General features: G+C 35.7%; 14 protein-coding genes. 11 read left to right on the forward strand and 3 right to left on the reverse strand.

Going from position 1 to position 17,056, the window contains the following annotated elements; all coding sequences use genetic code 11:
* The first annotated feature begins 355 nt into the window (after window positions 1–355).
* The 4 genes from psbH to hpsP all read left to right on the forward strand — a co-directional run bounded on the left by psbH (window position 356) and on the right by hpsP (window position 3,346).
* Window positions 356–559, forward strand: coding sequence for a photosystem II reaction center phosphoprotein PsbH (gene psbH, locus IQ215_RS04315; protein WP_193800092.1), 204 nt, complete (start codon window positions 356–358; stop codon window positions 557–559).
* 63 nt (window positions 560–622) lie between these two features.
* Entirely contained in the window at window positions 623–895 is a 273-nt protein-coding gene (locus IQ215_RS04320; protein WP_193800093.1) for a TatA/E family twin arginine-targeting protein translocase, read from the forward strand.
* A gap of 73 nt (window positions 896–968) precedes the next feature.
* A complete protein-coding gene (gene hpsO / locus IQ215_RS04325) occupies window positions 969–2,141 on the forward strand; it encodes a hormogonium polysaccharide biosynthesis glycosyltransferase HpsO (protein WP_193800094.1) in 1,173 nt (390 codons plus the stop codon).
* Between the two features lie 23 nt (window positions 2,142–2,164).
* Entirely contained in the window at window positions 2,165–3,346 is a 1,182-nt protein-coding gene (gene hpsP, locus IQ215_RS04330) for a hormogonium polysaccharide biosynthesis glycosyltransferase HpsP (protein WP_193800095.1), read from the forward strand.
* A 483-nt stretch (window positions 3,347–3,829) separates the two neighbouring features.
* Here the strand turns inward: hpsP and IQ215_RS04335 are convergent, their stop codons facing one another.
* Both IQ215_RS04335 and IQ215_RS04340 read right to left on the reverse strand, forming a co-directional pair.
* Window positions 3,830–5,971 carry a Tex family protein gene (locus IQ215_RS04335; protein ID WP_193800096.1) on the reverse strand — a complete coding sequence of 714 codons (2,142 nt, stop codon included), beginning with the start codon at window positions 5,969–5,971 and terminating at the stop codon, window positions 3,830–3,832.
* A 397-nt stretch (window positions 5,972–6,368) separates the two neighbouring features.
* Window positions 6,369–7,373 (reverse strand): ABC transporter permease subunit, encoded by a 1,005-nt coding sequence (locus IQ215_RS04340; RefSeq protein WP_193800097.1) that lies wholly within the window; start codon window positions 7,371–7,373, stop codon window positions 6,369–6,371.
* A 475-nt stretch (window positions 7,374–7,848) separates the two neighbouring features.
* On the opposite strand from IQ215_RS04340, the gene crtB reads away from it, so the two are divergent.
* The 4 genes from crtB to IQ215_RS04360 all read left to right on the forward strand — a co-directional run bounded on the left by crtB (window position 7,849) and on the right by IQ215_RS04360 (window position 13,268).
* Window positions 7,849–8,784 (forward strand): cyanoexosortase B, encoded by a 936-nt coding sequence (crtB, locus tag IQ215_RS04345; protein ID WP_193800098.1) that lies wholly within the window; start codon window positions 7,849–7,851, stop codon window positions 8,782–8,784.
* A gap of 42 nt (window positions 8,785–8,826) precedes the next feature.
* Window positions 8,827–9,735, forward strand: a complete 909-nt coding sequence (locus tag IQ215_RS04350; RefSeq protein ID WP_193800099.1) for a cyanoexosortase B system-associated protein — start codon at window positions 8,827–8,829, stop codon at window positions 9,733–9,735.
* Between the two features lie 90 nt (window positions 9,736–9,825).
* Window positions 9,826–10,986, forward strand: coding sequence for a polysaccharide biosynthesis/export family protein (locus IQ215_RS04355; protein ID WP_193800100.1), 1,161 nt, complete (start codon window positions 9,826–9,828; stop codon window positions 10,984–10,986).
* A 29-nt stretch (window positions 10,987–11,015) separates the two neighbouring features.
* Complete coding sequence (locus tag IQ215_RS04360) at window positions 11,016–13,268, forward strand: GumC family protein (protein ID WP_193800101.1); 2,253 nt, start codon at window positions 11,016–11,018, stop codon at window positions 13,266–13,268.
* 298 nt (window positions 13,269–13,566) lie between these two features.
* On the opposite strand, the gene dndC is transcribed toward IQ215_RS04360, so the two are convergent.
* Window positions 13,567–15,114, reverse strand: coding sequence for a DNA phosphorothioation system sulfurtransferase DndC (dndC, locus tag IQ215_RS04365; RefSeq protein ID WP_193800102.1), 1,548 nt, complete (start codon window positions 15,112–15,114; stop codon window positions 13,567–13,569).
* 187 nt (window positions 15,115–15,301) lie between these two features.
* Here dndC and IQ215_RS04370 point away from each other — a divergent pair, with 187 nt between their 5' ends.
* Genes IQ215_RS04370 through IQ215_RS04380 form a run of 3 tightly spaced genes read left to right on the forward strand, consistent with a single transcriptional unit; the run spans window position 15,302 to window position 16,949 of the window.
* Window positions 15,302–15,868, forward strand: a complete 567-nt coding sequence (locus IQ215_RS04370) for a DUF2062 domain-containing protein (RefSeq protein ID WP_193800103.1) — start codon at window positions 15,302–15,304, stop codon at window positions 15,866–15,868.
* A gap of 31 nt (window positions 15,869–15,899) precedes the next feature.
* Entirely contained in the window at window positions 15,900–16,442 is a 543-nt protein-coding gene (locus IQ215_RS04375) for a hypothetical protein (protein ID WP_193800104.1), read from the forward strand.
* Window positions 16,443–16,460: 18 nt separating this feature from the next.
* The gene (locus IQ215_RS04380) at window positions 16,461–16,949 is read left to right on the forward strand and encodes a chemotaxis protein CheW (RefSeq protein ID WP_193800105.1); all 489 of its coding nucleotides are present in this window, start codon (window positions 16,461–16,463) and stop codon (window positions 16,947–16,949) included.
* Window positions 16,950–17,056 lie beyond the last annotated feature (107 nt).

Consider the following 17,056-nt stretch of genomic DNA (forward strand, 5'->3'; position numbering starts at 1 on the left):
TTATTAAGGGCGATCGTCTAATATTAACCATTAAAAAACAAATCATTAACCAAAGTTTATTATCATTCAAACCATCAAATAATAACCTTTAAATTTTAGCTATATTTTTGATCACTTATATCTTAATTAACTTGAGTTCAGAATAAAATGTATAATCTTCAAAAATGTAAACCATTGACAACTAACAATAAATAATTGAACTATCATCACCCATACTCCCCATCACCCACACTCCCTATCCCTCATATTCCCCCTCAACGTCCCATTTAGTTGCAAAAAAAACGACCCATATTTTGCTATAATCGTCTTGTCGAAAAAGACCATCGAAAAATTTAAAATATATATAAGATTCAATATGTCACAACGTACCCCTTTAGGCGATTTACTAAAACCCCTTAACTCCGAATACGGAAAAGTAGCCCCCGGTTGGAGTACCACCCCTTTAATGGGTGTTTTCATGCTCTTATTTTTAGTATTCCTGCTCATTATTCTCCAAATTTATAACTCCTCTCTCCTTCTTGATGGAATCGTGGTAGATTGGTCAAGTTTAGGAAGATAAATTCTCCTATTGATATAAGGTTGATTGTTGATTTACAGACTCTTTAGTTAAGACAAGATTATTATGAATGTTTTTGGCATCGGACTTCCTGAATTAATTTTGATTTTTGTGGTAGCCCTTTTAGTTTTTGGCCCGAAAAAATTACCAGAAATCGGTAAGACTTTAGGAAAAACCCTCAAAGGTTTTCAAGATGCCTCTAAAGAGTTTCAAGATGAGTTTAAAAAAGAAGCTCAACAAATTGAAGAAACTATTTCCATGAATGCTCAAATAGAGTCTAGCAAGGATCAAGAAAAAGTTCCTAGCCCCACAGAAAATGCTAATTCTAAATCTGAGTAATAACTAACAAATGGTCAATGTTTTTTGTTTTCCACTATTATTTGATTAAGCATAGTTAATAATTGCCATCATCATGAATATATTAGTAGTGGGACATTCCTACATAGTAGATTTAAACTGTGAAAAACTAAGGGAATTAGCCAAAATCAGCCCCGAAATTCAAGTTAGGGTAGTTGTGCCTAAAATTTGGAATCCGGGGGGGGTACAAAATAAAATTATTACATCTGAGTTTAAAGACGAGGGTAATTTTAAAATTATTCCCATTACTAATTATAGTCAAAATCATCAAGGTTTATTAACCTTTAGTCCAGAAATAATTAGTTTTTTAAAAGATTTTAAACCCCATATTATTCATGTAGAACAAGGAATAAAATCCTTTGCCTATGCCCAATTAATTATCTTAAATAAAATACTAGGACTAAAAGCTAAAAATTTCTTTTTTACTTGGTGGAATATTCCCTACGATCTTAAATTTCCCTTTAGTTGGCTAGAAAAATTTAACCTTAATAATACCCATGGATTTATTGCAGGAAATCAAGATGCTTTAGATATTATTAATGACCATGGTTACCGTGGTAAGTCTGTTGTAATGCCTAATTTGGGTATTGATGATATTTTATTTGCCCCCAAAAAAGAACCTTATCTAAAAGATGAAATAGGGATTAAAAATAATGAATTTGTAATTGGTTTTGTGGGTAGATTTGTTTCTGAAAAAGGCATTTTAACCCTAATAAAAGCAGTTAGCAGTTTAGAAAATAATCACTGGAAATTGTTACTTTTGGGTAGGGGAGAATTAGAACAAAAAATAATTGAAGAAGTCACAAAACTAGGACTAAAAGATAAGTTAATTATTATCCCTAGTGTTGCCCATAATCAAGTCCCCCGTTATATTAATTTAATGGATACCTTGGTATTACCTTCGCAAACCGATGAGAGTTTTAAAACGATTTCGGCAAAGGGATGGAAAGAACAGTTTGGTCATGTTTTAATAGAAGCAATGGCTTGTAAAGTGCCTGTCATTGGCTCTAATTCAGGGGAGATTCCCTATGTAATTGGGGACGATGGTTTAGTATTCCAGGAGAAGGATGATAAGGGTTTAAAGGATTGTCTTGAGCAATTGATGAATAATCCTGATTTGGCTAGGGATTTGGGAGAAAGGGGTTATCAAAAAACCATGGAAAAATACACTAATAAGGCTTTGGCGAGGGATTTATTAAAGTTTTATGAACAGGTTTTAATGTCCTAGGGATTAGGTGAAAAAATAAAACTATGAAAATTTTACAAATTATCCCTTCTATTTCTTTGGTTTATGGTGGCCCTTCTCAAATGATTTTAGGCTTATCTAAGGCTTTGGCAAAGGAGGGGGAGGATGTTACTATTATCACCACTAATGCTAATGGAGATCAAGGGCAGTTTCCTTTGGATGTGCCTTTGCAATGTGCGGTGGAAAAAGATGGTTATAGGGTAGTTTATTTTAATTGCGCCCCTTTCCGCCGTTATAAGTTTTCTGTGGATTTGTTGCGCTGGTTATGGACGCACTGTGGTGATTATGATGTGGCGCATATCCATGCTTTATTTTCTCCTGTAACTACCATGGCGGCTTGGATTTGTCGTCAAAAAGGTTTACCTTATATTTTACGTCCTTTAGGAACTTTAGACCCTAAGGATTTACAAAAAAAGAGAGGTTTAAAAAAAATATATGGTAATTTGCTGGAGAAAGCTAATTTAAGGGGCAGTTTTGGGGTACATTTTACGAGTCAGCAGGAAGCGGATGTTTCTGAGGATTTCGGGGCAGGAATTAACCGTTTAATAGTGCCTTTGGGGGTGGAAATTCCCGATCGCACTTTAGATGATGATATGATTTATGATAGGTATCAAATTCCCCGTGGTAAACCTTTATTATTGTTTATGTCTCGCATTGAGCCAAAAAAGGGTTTACAATTTCTGATTCCTGCTTTACAACGGTTATTAAATCAAGGATACGATTTTCATTTTGTCTTGGCGGGGGCAAATCCTCAAGATAGGAGTTATGAGGCACAGATACAGACTCAAATTACTTCTTCTAGTTTGTCTGATTGTACTACTATAACTGGCTTTGTAACGGGGGATGAAAAGATGGCTTTGTTACAAAAAGCTGATTTATTTTTACTTCCTTCTTTTTACGAAAATTTTGGCATTGCCGTGGTAGAGGCGATCGCCTTTAGTACACCTGTTTTAATTTCTGACCAAGTTTATATTTATCGGGAAATTGAGAAAGCTAAGGCAGGGTGGATATGTAGTCTTAATGAGGATGATTTAGTTAAAAAGTTAATGGTTGCCCTAGAAAGTGGTGAGGAAGAAAGACAGCAACGGGGCTTAAATGGTTTTAACTTAGTCAAACAAAATTATAGCTGGAGTGCGATCGCCCGTCAACTCATAGAAATATATACCAAGGCTATTAAAAATAATTGATAATTAATAGATTATGACCTATACATTCCGAACTGAGGTTATCTTAGTTCAATTTATTGAACGATAAACCGTTAGCCTTGTAATTTATTACAAGGTGGGTGAAGATACAATCCATTTATATTGATAATTGACAATTAATAAATTATGACGCACATATTCCGAACTGAGGTTATCTTAGTTCAATTTATTGAACGATAAACCGTTAGCCTTGTAATTTATTACAAGGTGGGTGAAGATACAATCCATTTATATTGATAATTGATAATTGATGATTAATAGATTATGACCTATATATTCCGAACTGAGGTTATCTTAGTTCAATTTATTGAACGATAAACCGTTAGCCTTGTAATTTATTACACAGTGGGCAAAGATACAATCCATTTATAACGAATTATCCAATCCATTCTTTTTGATAAAAAGAAAAAAATCATTGCCCATTCTCTGCCCCCATGACACCACTTTTTTAATAAACCCCATCCATTAAATTCTTTTTAAACCAATGCGTTTAAGTTTTTGATTAACCTCCAAAACCCTTACCCTTACAACCTCTCCTACCTTAATCACCTCATTGGTATCTTCAATAAATTTATCCGCTAATTGGGAAATATGAATTAAACCATCTTGATGGACTCCTACATCGACAAAAGCACCAAAATTCACTACATTAGTAACAACCCCTTCTAACTCCATACCCTCTTGAAGATCACTAATTTCATTAATACCCTCCTTAAAAGTAGCATAGCGAAACTCCGCGCGAGGATCTCTACCTGGTTTTTCTAATTCTTGCCGAATATCTTCTAGGGTGGGTAAACCAACGGTATCGGTAACGTATTTTTTTAAGTCTAACTGAGGAAGATGGGAGCTAAATTTGTTAATTTGATTGAGAGATATGTTAATATCTTGGGCAATACTTTCAACGATGGCGTAACTTTCAGGATGCACGGCGGTATTATCTAAAGGATTTTTTCCCCCCCGAATTTTGAGAAAACCTGCGGCCAACTCAAAGGTTTTTGCTCCTAATTTTTTGACTTTGAGTAATTCTTTTCGGCTTTTAAATGCCCCATATTCGTTGCGATAATTAACAATATTGTTGGCAATGGTGGGATTAATACCTGATACGAAGGTTAGTAATTCTTGGGAGGCGGTGTTTAAATCTACTCCCACGTAATTAACACAGCTTTCGACGGTTTCTTCTAATTTTTTCTTGAGTAATTTTTGGTCAACGTCATGTTGATATTGTCCTACGCCAATGGATTTGGGGTCAATTTTCACTAATTCGGCTAGAGGGTCTTGCAGTCTCCTACCGATACTAATAGCACCCCTAACAGTAATGTCAAGGTGAGGAAATTCGGCGATGGCTATATCACTAGCTGAATAGATGGAAGCCCCTGATTCATTGACCATTACTTTAATTGGTTTGGGGTTTAAAGGGGCGATCGTCTCGGTGATAAATTGCTCGGTTTCTCTCCCCGCTGTACCATTACCGATGGCAATCAATTTTATGTTATACTCACGAATAAGATTTTGAATTGTATTAGTGGAGATCTGTCTTTTTTTATCTCCTGAATGGGGAAATATGGTTTGATAGTCTAAAAATTGCCCTGTTTCCGAAAGAATAGCGACTTTACAACCTGTCCTAAATCCCGGGTCAATTCCCATGGTGGGTTTCATTCCTGCGGGGGCAGATAATAACAATTCTCGTAAATTGGCTTCAAAGGTTTTGATAGATTCACCGTCAGCCCATGCTTTTTTTTCTGCTCTTACTTCTCTTAATATGGCAGGTTTAATTAAACGATTAAAGCTATCTTTGATGGTATTTTCGTAGAAATTAACTAGGTTATTTTCTTTGGTTTTGATGGTTTTTGATGCTAGGTAGATAAGGCTTTTTTCTTCATCAAAGGTAATATCTAAGGTCAATATTTTTTCATTTTCTCCCCTGTATAATGCGAGGATATTATGGGGGGCAATTTTTGTTAGTTTTCCTTGAAAGTTGCGATACATTTCATATTTGGTTGTACCTTCTTCGTAATCTTTTTTTATGGTAGATGCAAACCAACCATTTTTTAAAATAAAGTCTCTTAAATAGGCTCTTAATTGTGCTTTTTCGGCAATTTCTTCGGCTAATATATCCCCTGCCCCTGCAATGGCTTCTTCGATGGTGGCTACTTCTTCATTAAGATATTTTTGGGCTTCTTTTTCTAAGTTAAAAGATTTTGTTTGAGGATAGTTATGTTGTTTAATTAATTCTATTAAAGGAGTTAATCCTTTTTCTTTTGCCATGGTGGCACGGGTGCGCCTTTTAGTTTTAAAGGGTAGGTAAAGGTCTTCAAGTTCATTTTTTTGTAAACAGGCGGTGATTTGAGCTTTTAAAGAGTCACTGAGTTGATTTTTAAGGGCGATCGCCTCTAAGATAACTTGTTTACGTTGTTCTAGTTCCTGTAAATAGTTAAAACGTTCTTGAATATCCCTCAATTGTATCTCATTAAGAGAACCTGTTATTTCTTTACGGTAACGGGCAATAAAAGGGATTGTTGCTCCTTCTGAAAATAAATTTAAAGCACTATTTACTTGCTCTATTTTTAAGCATAATTCTTGGGCAATAATTTGAGAAATGTTAATCATTTATTTTGAGAATAATTTAATGAATAATTCGTAATTGAATATGATGGTATTTATTTAAAAAAAAAGTAAAGTAAGTTAATAAATAATACTATGTTTATTCATTTAACTTAAGTTAGGTATAACATTTTTAATATTTTCAAGTTAAAAATTGATCTGGAAAATTAACAAACTATCAATGTCCAAGCAGTCACCAAAAAAATATAATCATGCTTACAAATATTATCCTGAATTGAGATTATTTATATTCAGTGAGATTAAAATTAACTGAGTATGAATTTTGATTCTATGATGAAATTATTTTAAATTTATGATAATAAATCACTACTGACAAAAATAATTTATTTAAAGTTTGTATAACTCTATATAAATAATTATGGTGATAAAATTATTAATGAGTTTATTCCAAGTTTTCCAATTTAATACGAGGGTCAACAAATTTTAATAATAAATCCGCCATTAAATTACCGACAATTAACATGGTAGCCCCCATCATCAAACTAGCCATAACTAAATATAAATCTTGGGCTTGTACTGCCTGTAATATTAATCTACCTAAACCTGGCCAGTTAAAGAAAAATTCGGCAATAAACGCACCGCTTAATAAACTGGCAAACTCAAAACCGAGTAGCGTAATCAGAGGGTTAATGGCATTGCGTAAGGCATGGACATATAAAACTCGATTTTTTGGAAGCCCTTTTGCCCTAGCGGTTTGAATATAATCTTGTCTTAATACATCTAATAATTGCCCTCGGGTTAGTCGTTGTAATCCTGCAAAACTGGTAATACTAAGGGCGATGGTGGGTAATATCATATGCCAAACAATATCTAAAAATTTACCTAGGGGAGACAGTTGATTATGATTAATACTTGTCATGCCACCTACGGGAAAAAGGGGGGATAAATTTTGGGCGACAACTAATAAAATTAAGGCGGTGATAAAGCTAGGGAATCCTTGCCCAAAGTAACTAACTACCCTTAAAACTTTATCGATGGTTTTATTTTGATTAACGGCGCTGATTATTCCTAGGGGAAGGGCGATCGCCCATGTTACTATAATAGATGAAATGGCTAATAATAAAGTAGCGGGAATACGTTCAAGAATCAGGGAAGAAACCGAGCGCGAGTAAACAAAACTCTCTCCAAAATCAAATCTAGTAATTACTTGTCTAAACCATAATAAATATTGTTGTAGAGGTGATTTATCTAGCCCAAAACGTATTTGTAACTCGTCAATGGTTTCAGGGGAGATTGTTGGATTTTGTCGTAAGTTATCAAGATAATCTCCAGGCGCTAACTGAATAATCATAAAGCTAAGCATAGAAGCCAATAAAAGAGTCAACAATCCTTGGGAGAGTCTTTTAAAAACATAAATGGTGTTTTCACTCAATAAAAAACTTTTCACAGATATATATAGTCTTATTTATAATGTCTATTAGTCACGTTTAGATTAACATTTTTAGATTATGGAGAGCAACTTAGTTTATAAATAATATAAATCTGATTCAAATACTCACTCATAAATTATCACTCATCTTAGTTTGAGAAAGGTTATTTTTAATTATTAATGATCTCATTTATTATAGATAAGATTTTTTTTTAAACTTAAACTTGTTAATGTGAGTTATTACTATTAATATTAAATTGACTGAGAGTGTTTTTATAATCAAAAATACAAATAAACGTTCACTTTTTAGAAACAATAATTATTTTTATTATCACTAATTCATAATTATAATATCTTTATAGTAGTCAATCTTCATTAAAAATATAATCTACTTACGTATATTTTAGATAAAATAACAAATATAGAAAGATATAATTACAATAAATTCTTTCTACAGAAAAGATTAATCATAATTTACTAAAAAATAATAACAATGGCACTCATAAAAAGTAAACAAACCTACCTCAATCTAAATGAGGAAAAAATATTTTACATAATCTTAGGATTTCTATGTTTGATGTATTTTCCCCTTATGTGGCACTGGTATGATGGTTGGTTAAATAAAACCATTAGTATTGAGCATGAATATTTTAGCCATGGAGTGATTGGAATTCCCTTCGCTTTCTATCTATGTTGGTTGGATAGAAAAAAATGGCATCAATTACCCAATCAATATCGCCCACAAGGATTTTTCCCCATTACCATCGCTAGTATTTTTTATCTTTCAGGAGTGCCAGAATTAGTTAATCTTTCATTTCCCATTATTTTGTTGGGAATATGTTACTTTTTGAAAGGTAAGGCTGGTTTGAAGTTACTTTGGTTTCCCTTTATCCTCATTATCCTTGCTACTCCTAATTCTATTCCCTATCTGATTACTCCTTATACCCTTTGGTTACAAAGATTGATTGCTACCCTTTCAGGGTTTTTATTGTTTCATCTCGGTTTTGATGTGAGTGTTAATGGTATTTATATCTCCGTCAATGGGCGTTTGGTAGAAGTTGCCCCCTATTGTGCGGGATTAAAGATGCTTTTTACCAGTTTATATATTTCCCTTATTTTACTCTATTGGCGGGGTGTTTTGGGCGATCGCACTCGCTCTTTATTATTATTAGTAGGGGCGGTATTTATTAGCGTCATCGGCAATGTGTTTCGTAATACTATTTTGGCATTTTTTCACGGTGCAAGACAAGATTCTTTATTTGTTTGGTTTCATGATAGTTGGGGAGGAGAAGTTTATTCCACGGGAATGTTAATTTGTATTTTTGGACTACTTTTATGGATTGAAAAAATCAACTTTTACTCTAATTCAGAACCAAAATTAAATCAATTAACAACTAATGACGAAGATGATTTTAATTTTAATTTTTAGGACATTAAATCAATATACAATACACATTAATAATGTCATAAAATGACTACTAAAAAACAAAAAAAATATTACTATATAATCTTAATAATAGTATTAATGCTATTAATTATTATTGGTATTCTACCTGGCTATTTTAAAGGAGGTAATTGGAGTTGGAGTCAAGAAAATGAACCTAGCAATATGGGGTTAATTCGTCAGTTGAGAAATGAGCCAATTTTGTTAGAGGATTGGGAACTTATTGATAGAAATCTAGTCAGACTAAATGGTAAAAATTGGTATTGGCAAATCATGGAAAAAGATAATCAAACAGTTAGTTTGTTAATACATCCTCAGCCCTATTTTAAGGATAAACCAAGTGTAGAATGGACTGATTTAGAAAATTTAAACGTAAGTGCTTCCTTTTGTTTACAGGAAATCTCCGATAAACTTACCCTAGCACCAGAAGAACTAAATATACAATCATCAGCAAAAAATATTGGTGAATTAATAAGTCAAAAAAACGTTGATAAAAACACATTAAACATCATTTTAGAATCCCTAGATACAAGATGTTCTCGAGCTTTTACCATCACCAATAGAGACAATCAACAAACAATAATTCCCCTAATTGATCCTCAAGATTGGTCAACGGATTCCCAACAAACCATTACCTTTAATGCTGACAATAATGATACGATTACCGCATTATTTCAAAGGGGTTGGAATAATAATAACACCGTGGCAATGATGAATTGGTACACATGGAAAGATGGTGGACACCATAAACCCTATCATTGGTTTTTTAGTGATTTGAAAAGTCAAATAAAGGGCGATCGCACTGGGTGGGTAGCCATCAGTTTAAGACTATACATAGAACCTCTAGCCGAAATAAAACCAAAACAAGAAGAAATAACAACCCTCGCCCAACAAGTTCAAACCCAAATCATGACCAAAATCACCCCAGAAAAATAATTTACCAATCAAAAAATCATCACCAAAATTCCCTTTCTTCCCGCCATCAAAATTGCTATACTCTGAAACATAAAAATAACCAAGATCACAATGGCTAATAAGTTTAATCTCCTCCTCATACTCTTATACCCTCTCCTAGTCGTGATTCTTACACCCCAAAAAATAGCATGGTCACAAAATAACTCCCCCTTACAAACTACCCCCCCAAGCAACTTTCCCTCCGTACCCAGAGGCTACGAACCAGAACCCTTTGACCAAGGCAACGCCCAACACCTCAACGATTATCGCCTCGACTTTGGCGACTCCATTAACGTCTCCGTAGCCAGATTTCCCGAATTTAACTTCTCCGGAACATTAGACGCTCAAGGAAACGTCGTTGTACCAATCCTTGGACGCATATCCCTCAAAGGTTTAACCACCGAAGAAATAGAAAACAAAATTAGTTTTGAACTAGGAAACCGCTACCTTAGAGAACCCCCCCAAGTTTTAGCCGTACTCACAGGGCAACGACCATTTAACCTTACCGTTATTGGAGAAGTTGCCAGACCGGGCTATTATACCGTTAGTGATGGAATCCCCATGAGTTCTCTCCTTACCCTAGCAGGGGGAACAACCAATCGAGCTGATATGCGTTCAATTATCGTTCGTCGTCGCCTTACCGATGATACCCTAATAGAAGAAGAAGTAGATCTTTATAAACCACTCATTGAAGGCACAGGAGAACCCCGCATCCGCCTTCAACCGGGAGATACCGTAGTAGTTTCTGCCCTAGAAGTAGGAGAAGATCAAGACTATGACCAAGTATTTATCTCCCGTACTAATGTTCCCCAACCCCTAATCCAAGTCAGGGTAGTAGCACCCACAGGGGCGGCAGGGGCAACCCTCCGTAATATTAATATTCCTAACGGTAGTACCTTCCTTGATGCGGTAGCACTGCTTCCCGAATTTATTCCCCTAGTCACCAATAACGAAGTTACCTTAATGCGTTTTGACCCCGAATTGGGAAGGGTTGTCACCCAATCCCTTAATGTCCGTCAAACCATCGAACAAGGAGATATGGCCCAAAATGTTCCCCTAAGGGAAGATGATGTTATTGTGGTTAGTCGAACTCTTTTAGGCAGAATTTTGGGGGGAATCAGGATTATCACTCAACCTATCAGAGATATTTTTGGTTTTACTAACTTTATCCAAGATGTCTTTGATGGCAACTTATTTGATAGCAATAATCGTAATAATAATTTCCGTTTTTAAAATAAATTCATTGATAGTAACTATTCTTTATGGCACCTCCTATTGTTACCCGTTTTTTAATTTCCCTTAATGAACATAAATGGCTTGGTTTAATTGTCTTTACAGTGATTACGGGGGGTTCTTTCCTTTTTACCCTCGTCCCCGAACCAGAAAGGGCAGAAGACCAAATTTTGGCCTTTGGTCGTTTATCTGTAAATAGTCCTTTACCTATTTTCACTTCGGCGGGGGAAGAATTAAGAAGTCAGGGGCGCTCAAGTAATATTCAAGATCTTATTTCTCAACAGGTAATTCAAAATATTGCTAATCGTATTGATTTTAATTTGAGACAAACCGAAAGGGCTGTGGCTGATTTAATTCTAGGTTTACCAGAGGAAGAACCCGCCCCCACGGCAACTCCCGATAACCGAGTACCGTTGATAACCTTTCGCTATGACGGGGGCAGAACTCCAGAGGAGTCAAGAACGGTGTTACAGGTTTTTATGGAGGAGATTGTTAATGAAAGTTATCGTATCAATACCATTCGCCTACAAAATAAGATTACGGATTTACAAACAAGACTCAATCAGGTTCGAGAGGATGTAAGAGAAGCCGAACAAGACTACTATAGTTATATTTCCAATGAGGGAGCTTTACTGTTATCTGTGCAAGATGGCAGTTTGTTTGGGGGAATTACCAGTTCTGAACAACAAAAAAGGCAATTAGATGTATTGTTGTCGGGAATTGATGCGGAAATTCAAACCTTACAAGAGCAGTTACAGTTAACCCCTGAGGAGGCTTATGTTTCTTCTGCTCTGAGTGCTGATCCCATTATTGCTAATTTAAGGGCTTTGATTTTACAAAATGATTTGGAGTTGGAGCGACTACAAACGGACTTAAGGGATGATCATCCTACTATGGTTGAGTTAAGGGAACAAAAAGCCCTCAATGAAAGATTATTGGAGGAAAGGGGTAGGGAGGTGATTGGCACTGATCGAGTTTTTCAACCCGTTGATGGTAGCGTCCGTGATGCTAGTAATTTAGATCAAACGAGGGCGCAGTTAGCCGCACGGTTAATTGATTTACAGGGCCAACGAAATGCGGTGGCAGGACAGTTAAGGGCGGTGGAGGAGGTGCAAAATACTTTGCGTCAAGAGTATGAGCAGTTTCCTGAAAGACAAACCCAACAAACTTCCCTCATTCAAGAAGTTCAGGCTCAGAGGGTTTTATATGAGACTATTTTTGCGGCTTTGGTGGATGCTCAATCGGCGGAGGCGGAGGCCGATAGTAGTTTTACCATTGTGCAACCTGCTTTTTTGATTCGTGAGCCTAGTCCCCCTGTACCTCCTGCTACGAGTCCCATTTTAATTGTGGGTATCGGTGTGGTTATTGGTTTTGCTTCGGCTATGGGGGTAGTTTTCCTCTTTGCTACTTTGGATGAAAGATTACATACTTCTAAGGAGTTACAAGACTTTTTTGGAGAGCGGGATGTTCCTTTGTTGGCGGAGTTGCCGATGGTACAAAATCCTGAGCCTTTTCGTAAGGCTATGCCGATCATATTTGAGTCTGATTCTCCTTATTCAAGGTTTTATGAGCGTTTTCGTAGTAATATTCGTCGCTTAGGTGGTGATAATACTAAAGTGGTGATGATGGCTAGTGTGATTGCTGATGAAGGACGCACTGTCACTGCTTATAATTTGGCGATCGCCTCTGCTAATGCGGGGAAACGTACTTTGTTGGTGGAGTTAGATTTACGGGATAAGAATCCTGGTTCTCGTAAGTATTTTCAGTTACAACCTGATCCGGCTTTATCGATTAATCCTGTTAGTTATTATGATTTTCAAGGGGGAGGTAATGGAGATTTAAGTTCTTTGGTTCAGCGTGTGCCAGAAATTCCTAATTTTTCCATTGTTCCTAGTCCTGGTTTTCAAAAACAAGCCCCGGCTATTCTTGAGTCTAGCGAGATTAAGTCTTTCTTGCGCTATGTGCGATCGCAGTATGATTTTGTGGTCATCGATACTCCATCTTTATCTAGTTGTAATGATGCTTTATTGTTAGAACCTTTTGTGGATGGTATTGTTTTGGTTACTCATCCTGGTAAGAGTTTGAGAAATCTTTTAGGCACTACCATTGATGATTTTATTGAGGAGGAGTTACCTATCATTGGGGCGGTGATTAATAATGTTGGTTTTGACAATCAGGAAATTGAACCGTTAGAGGATGATGAGTCTAGCTTTTTAAATACTAATTATGGAGAGGATGATAATGATGATAGTTCTTCTTTCTTCTCTGGTGATGCAACTTAAGTTTGGCATAATAGTTGACAGTGTGGGTGATGGGGGGTTTAGGTAATAATAATTAAACCTCAGTTCGGGATAACAGTTGTTAAAGCATTGCTGATTTTAAGTATGAAGCATTATTGAATTACAGTAAATGTACACTATTAAAACTATTATTAATATTGCCCATTGCCCGTTCTATATTGCCAAACTCCACTAAGAATCATACCTTAATTCACCAACGCCGTTATTAATATTGTGAGGTTTTAGGTAACTGGTTGCAGGTAAGCGTTTATTAATTGTCACTTGTCCATTATTTACACCTTTACTGTTTTCCGTTAAACTTCATTTTGCCCCAAGAGAGTTTCTGTTGTAATTCTTTTATATCCCCTTTTTTAGCTGCATTTTTGACCTCTCTAATGTACTCGGCATTGGCGATCGCCTCTTCTTGAGAACGAGAACTTGTGTGAAAACATTTTTCAAGGGCTTGATAAATACCCACACGACGAACTTTGGTGACATATTGTCTTTCAGTATCTAATAAACGAGTCATTAATTCTAGGTGCATACTATCTCCTTCGCACAATTCCTCTAGGGTTTGCCATTCCTCTGAACCTAAAAGGGAATTACCTGCACCGATACGAGGATCTGGAAATTCTTCGCCAATTATTTCTTGGTAAATACGGGGTAAGCTATCATCAAATTCGTGTTTTTCCTCTAGCCAAATTTTTCTAATTTCACTCAATTCAGCAATGGAGATTAAATCTATGTCACGAAATTCGGGGGGAGCATTATTTCTAATACTCATTTGGGCTTCTAAGACTTTGGTTAACCAATATTCTCGCCATTGTTTTAAATAAGGGCCAGGGATATTTTGTACGGTGGTTTCTCCATCGATATTACGCTCAAAAAGCTCGACTTTACCATAAATACGCCTAAAATCTCTTTTATCTCGATCATCCCGAATATCTAATTCATTTCTCAAATCTAACAGAGGTTGTAACCATTCTTTATCTTCGTCATTTTGAATCATGGCTTCCATGGATTTATCTTTGCTTACCATGGTACACACCCAACAACCAAAGCGAGAATCCCCACAACTAGGGGTTGATGTATCCACTACTAAAGGACATTCGTTGTCGGCGGTAGCGCCTCGATACATGGTGAATAAGTCTTGATTATCTCCTCCCCATGGATTTTGCCATTGAAGTAAATACATCCACACTTCATCGGTGCGCCAATCTTCGATGGGGGTATAAATATAGGAGTTAGGTAAACGAGAATTGATATTTAATCTAGCTCTAAATCTACCTTTTTCATGTTTTTCCATATTTTTTTTGCGGGTGGTACTTTCTGCTTTACGAGTGCCTAATACGAGAATAACTTCTCCATTGGCTCGGACAGTTTCCCTAATAAATTGATTCGCTGGTTGAATTTTCATTCTATCGGTACACCAGCGAAAGCCTTGGCGGGGGGCAGGGTAGCCTTTTCCGATGAGGCATACCCAGAAGGTGTCTTTAACGACAGGGTGGGTAATATGGGCAATGAAGGGCATATTTTGTTCTTGGGCTGATTGGTTGATGGTGTTAATACAGCCTTTTACCCAATGGGATACGATGGGATTTTCCACAAAGGTATCGTTGGTAATGACGTAAACTTTTTTTTGTCTTTTTTTGGGGGGCAACAGGGCGATCGCACTCCAGATTAATTGTAAAATACAGGAGCTATCTTTACCGCCACTATATCCAATTATCCACGGTACTTGATCTTGACAATATAGTTCTTGAATTTCTGCGGTGAGCAATTCAATATCAGCCACTAATTCATCGACGGTACGGGGTGGAAATAGGGGAATTTGCTTGTTAGTTGTCATTGAAGAGAAAATAGAATATCGACAATATTATTTATCTGAGAAAATCGGGAAAGTCGAAAATGTCAAGGGTTACTCAACTTTTACTATGAAAATAATTTGTTATTATAATCTTAAAAATAAACCTATCATGTTTATATTTTGTCTATAAAGATAAATATATTAAAAACAACATTTATATTATAGCTCAATGCTAAAAAATAAATCAAAATCTATTCATAATCTTTCTGAAAAAAAAGATATTTCCTTGAAGAAAAAGCCAAAAAAATCATTTATTAAACGTTATTATCAATATTTTATTTTACGTATTTTAAGGGTTAAAGAAAAGCCAAAGGCGATCGCCCGTGGTTTTGCTATCGGTGTTTTTACAGGTAGTTTTCCTTTTTTTGGTTTACAAATGATCGTCGCTTTACTATTAGCAATTATTTTAAGAGCAAATAAAGCAACCGCTATGATGGGTACTTGGATTAGTAACCCTTTTACCTATGTTCCTATCTTTTTATTCAATTATCAAATTGGTTTATTTATCCTCGAAAATATTTTTCAAATTTCCATCAATAACCTAGATGAATTTAATTCCGAGTCATGGCAAAATTTAGCTGATTCAGGGGCAGAAATTACCGTAACACTCTTAACAGGTTCTTTTTTTGTCGGACTAACCCTTTCTATTCTTGCTTACTATTTGATATTAATTCTTATTAAAAAACAAAATAAAACTTTACATAAAAAATATTGGAAAAAAAAAGATAAATGTTAAAATAAAACTATAGTAAGTTGAGGTTAATACCATGGGTGAAAAAAATCTTGAGAAACTATATAACCTCGAAAAAAGAGCAAAAAAAAATCTTTTTGTTACAGGAATTTTAACATTTCTTTTCTCTCCATTCGGCTACCTATATACTAATCGTTATTGGGCGGCTGCCATTACTTTTTTCATCTTTTTTGCCATGGTAGAAGAACCAGACTTTGAAGACATCTGGGGGGTAGTTGCCGTAGGTGGCACCATTGAAAATATTATTTCTGTTCGTCATGCACGGGACAAATTGGCGATCGCCCAGAGTTCCCAGACTGGAAATAACCCCCTACCTTTTAGCCTAATCCAAAACCAATTACCTCTATCACCCCCCAATAATCCCCAACCTCAGAGCCTCGAACTTCAAATTCTTAAAGCTATTAAAAAACAAGGAGAAATGACCGTTTCCGACTTAATTATCGCCACAGAATTAAGCCCCACCATCGTTAAAGAAACATTATTGAAACTAGAAACAGAGCAGTTAATTTGTGGGTACAATAGACATAGTGATGGTGCTGTGGTTTACAAAAATATCTAACAATAAAACACTAAGTTCATGAATCTTGCCAACCTATCTTCCCCCGAACCTAATACCGTAGTAAGTAAAATAAAACTACTAAGTTTTCCCATTGGTAAACTCAACACAGCTTTTCATATAGACGTTGTCCAAAAGGTAGTCAATTTTTCCACCATCTACAGTAGCGGTTTAAATCACTACGGCATGGCTACCATAGAAGGAGAAGAAATAACTGTCATTGACTTACACAAAAAATTTTTTAATACCCCGAGTACCTTTAAAGGAGAAGACAAAAAATACTTACTCCTTGTTACCAACAGCACTGGAGAAAAGTTTGGCATCATCGTAAGCAACACCCCGAGTTTATATGATGTTTCCCCCGACAATATCAGAGCATTACCCCCATCCTATCGTCAAGCGGATACTTTTAAAATAGCTTCCCATGTAACAATGATTGAGGAAAATGAGAACCAAATAACTGTATTTATTCTAGATCCAGATGAGTTAGTTTTACCAATCAATAAATAAGGATTTGCTAAATCATACTAAATCCGTGAATCAAAATATACCTCAGGTCAATTTATTGAACGATAAACTATCTGTTAGCCTTGTAATTCATTGCAAGGGGAGTGATG

It is taken from the genome of Cyanobacterium stanieri LEGE 03274, from assembly GCF_015207825.1.
Lineage (GTDB): Bacteria > Cyanobacteriota > Cyanobacteriia > Cyanobacteriales > Cyanobacteriaceae > Cyanobacterium > Cyanobacterium stanieri_B.

What these genes read in the sequence shown, in the direction of transcription:
- IQ215_RS04375 (WP_193800104.1), top strand. Translation starts at nt 15,900, where the DNA reads ATGGGTGAAAAAAATCTTGAGAAACTATATAACCTCGAAAAAAGAGCA.
- IQ215_RS04350 (WP_193800099.1), top strand. Translation starts at nt 8,827, where the DNA reads ATGACTACTAAAAAACAAAAAAAATATTACTATATAATCTTAATAATA.
- IQ215_RS04335 (WP_193800096.1), bottom strand. Translation starts at nt 5,971, where the DNA reads ATGATTAACATTTCTCAAATTATTGCCCAAGAATTATGCTTAAAAATA.
- IQ215_RS04370 (WP_193800103.1), top strand. Translation starts at nt 15,302, where the DNA reads ATGCTAAAAAATAAATCAAAATCTATTCATAATCTTTCTGAAAAAAAA.
- hpsP (WP_193800095.1), top strand. Translation starts at nt 2,165, where the DNA reads ATGAAAATTTTACAAATTATCCCTTCTATTTCTTTGGTTTATGGTGGC.
- crtB (WP_193800098.1), top strand. Translation starts at nt 7,849, where the DNA reads ATGGCACTCATAAAAAGTAAACAAACCTACCTCAATCTAAATGAGGAA.
- dndC (WP_193800102.1), bottom strand. Translation starts at nt 15,114, where the DNA reads ATGACAACTAACAAGCAAATTCCCCTATTTCCACCCCGTACCGTCGAT.
- IQ215_RS04355 (WP_193800100.1), top strand. Translation starts at nt 9,826, where the DNA reads ATGGCTAATAAGTTTAATCTCCTCCTCATACTCTTATACCCTCTCCTA.
- IQ215_RS04380 (WP_193800105.1), top strand. Translation starts at nt 16,461, where the DNA reads ATGAATCTTGCCAACCTATCTTCCCCCGAACCTAATACCGTAGTAAGT.
- IQ215_RS04320 (WP_193800093.1), top strand. Translation starts at nt 623, where the DNA reads ATGAATGTTTTTGGCATCGGACTTCCTGAATTAATTTTGATTTTTGTG.
- hpsO (WP_193800094.1), top strand. Translation starts at nt 969, where the DNA reads ATGAATATATTAGTAGTGGGACATTCCTACATAGTAGATTTAAACTGT.
- IQ215_RS04360 (WP_193800101.1), top strand. Translation starts at nt 11,016, where the DNA reads ATGGCACCTCCTATTGTTACCCGTTTTTTAATTTCCCTTAATGAACAT.
- psbH (WP_193800092.1), top strand. Translation starts at nt 356, where the DNA reads ATGTCACAACGTACCCCTTTAGGCGATTTACTAAAACCCCTTAACTCC.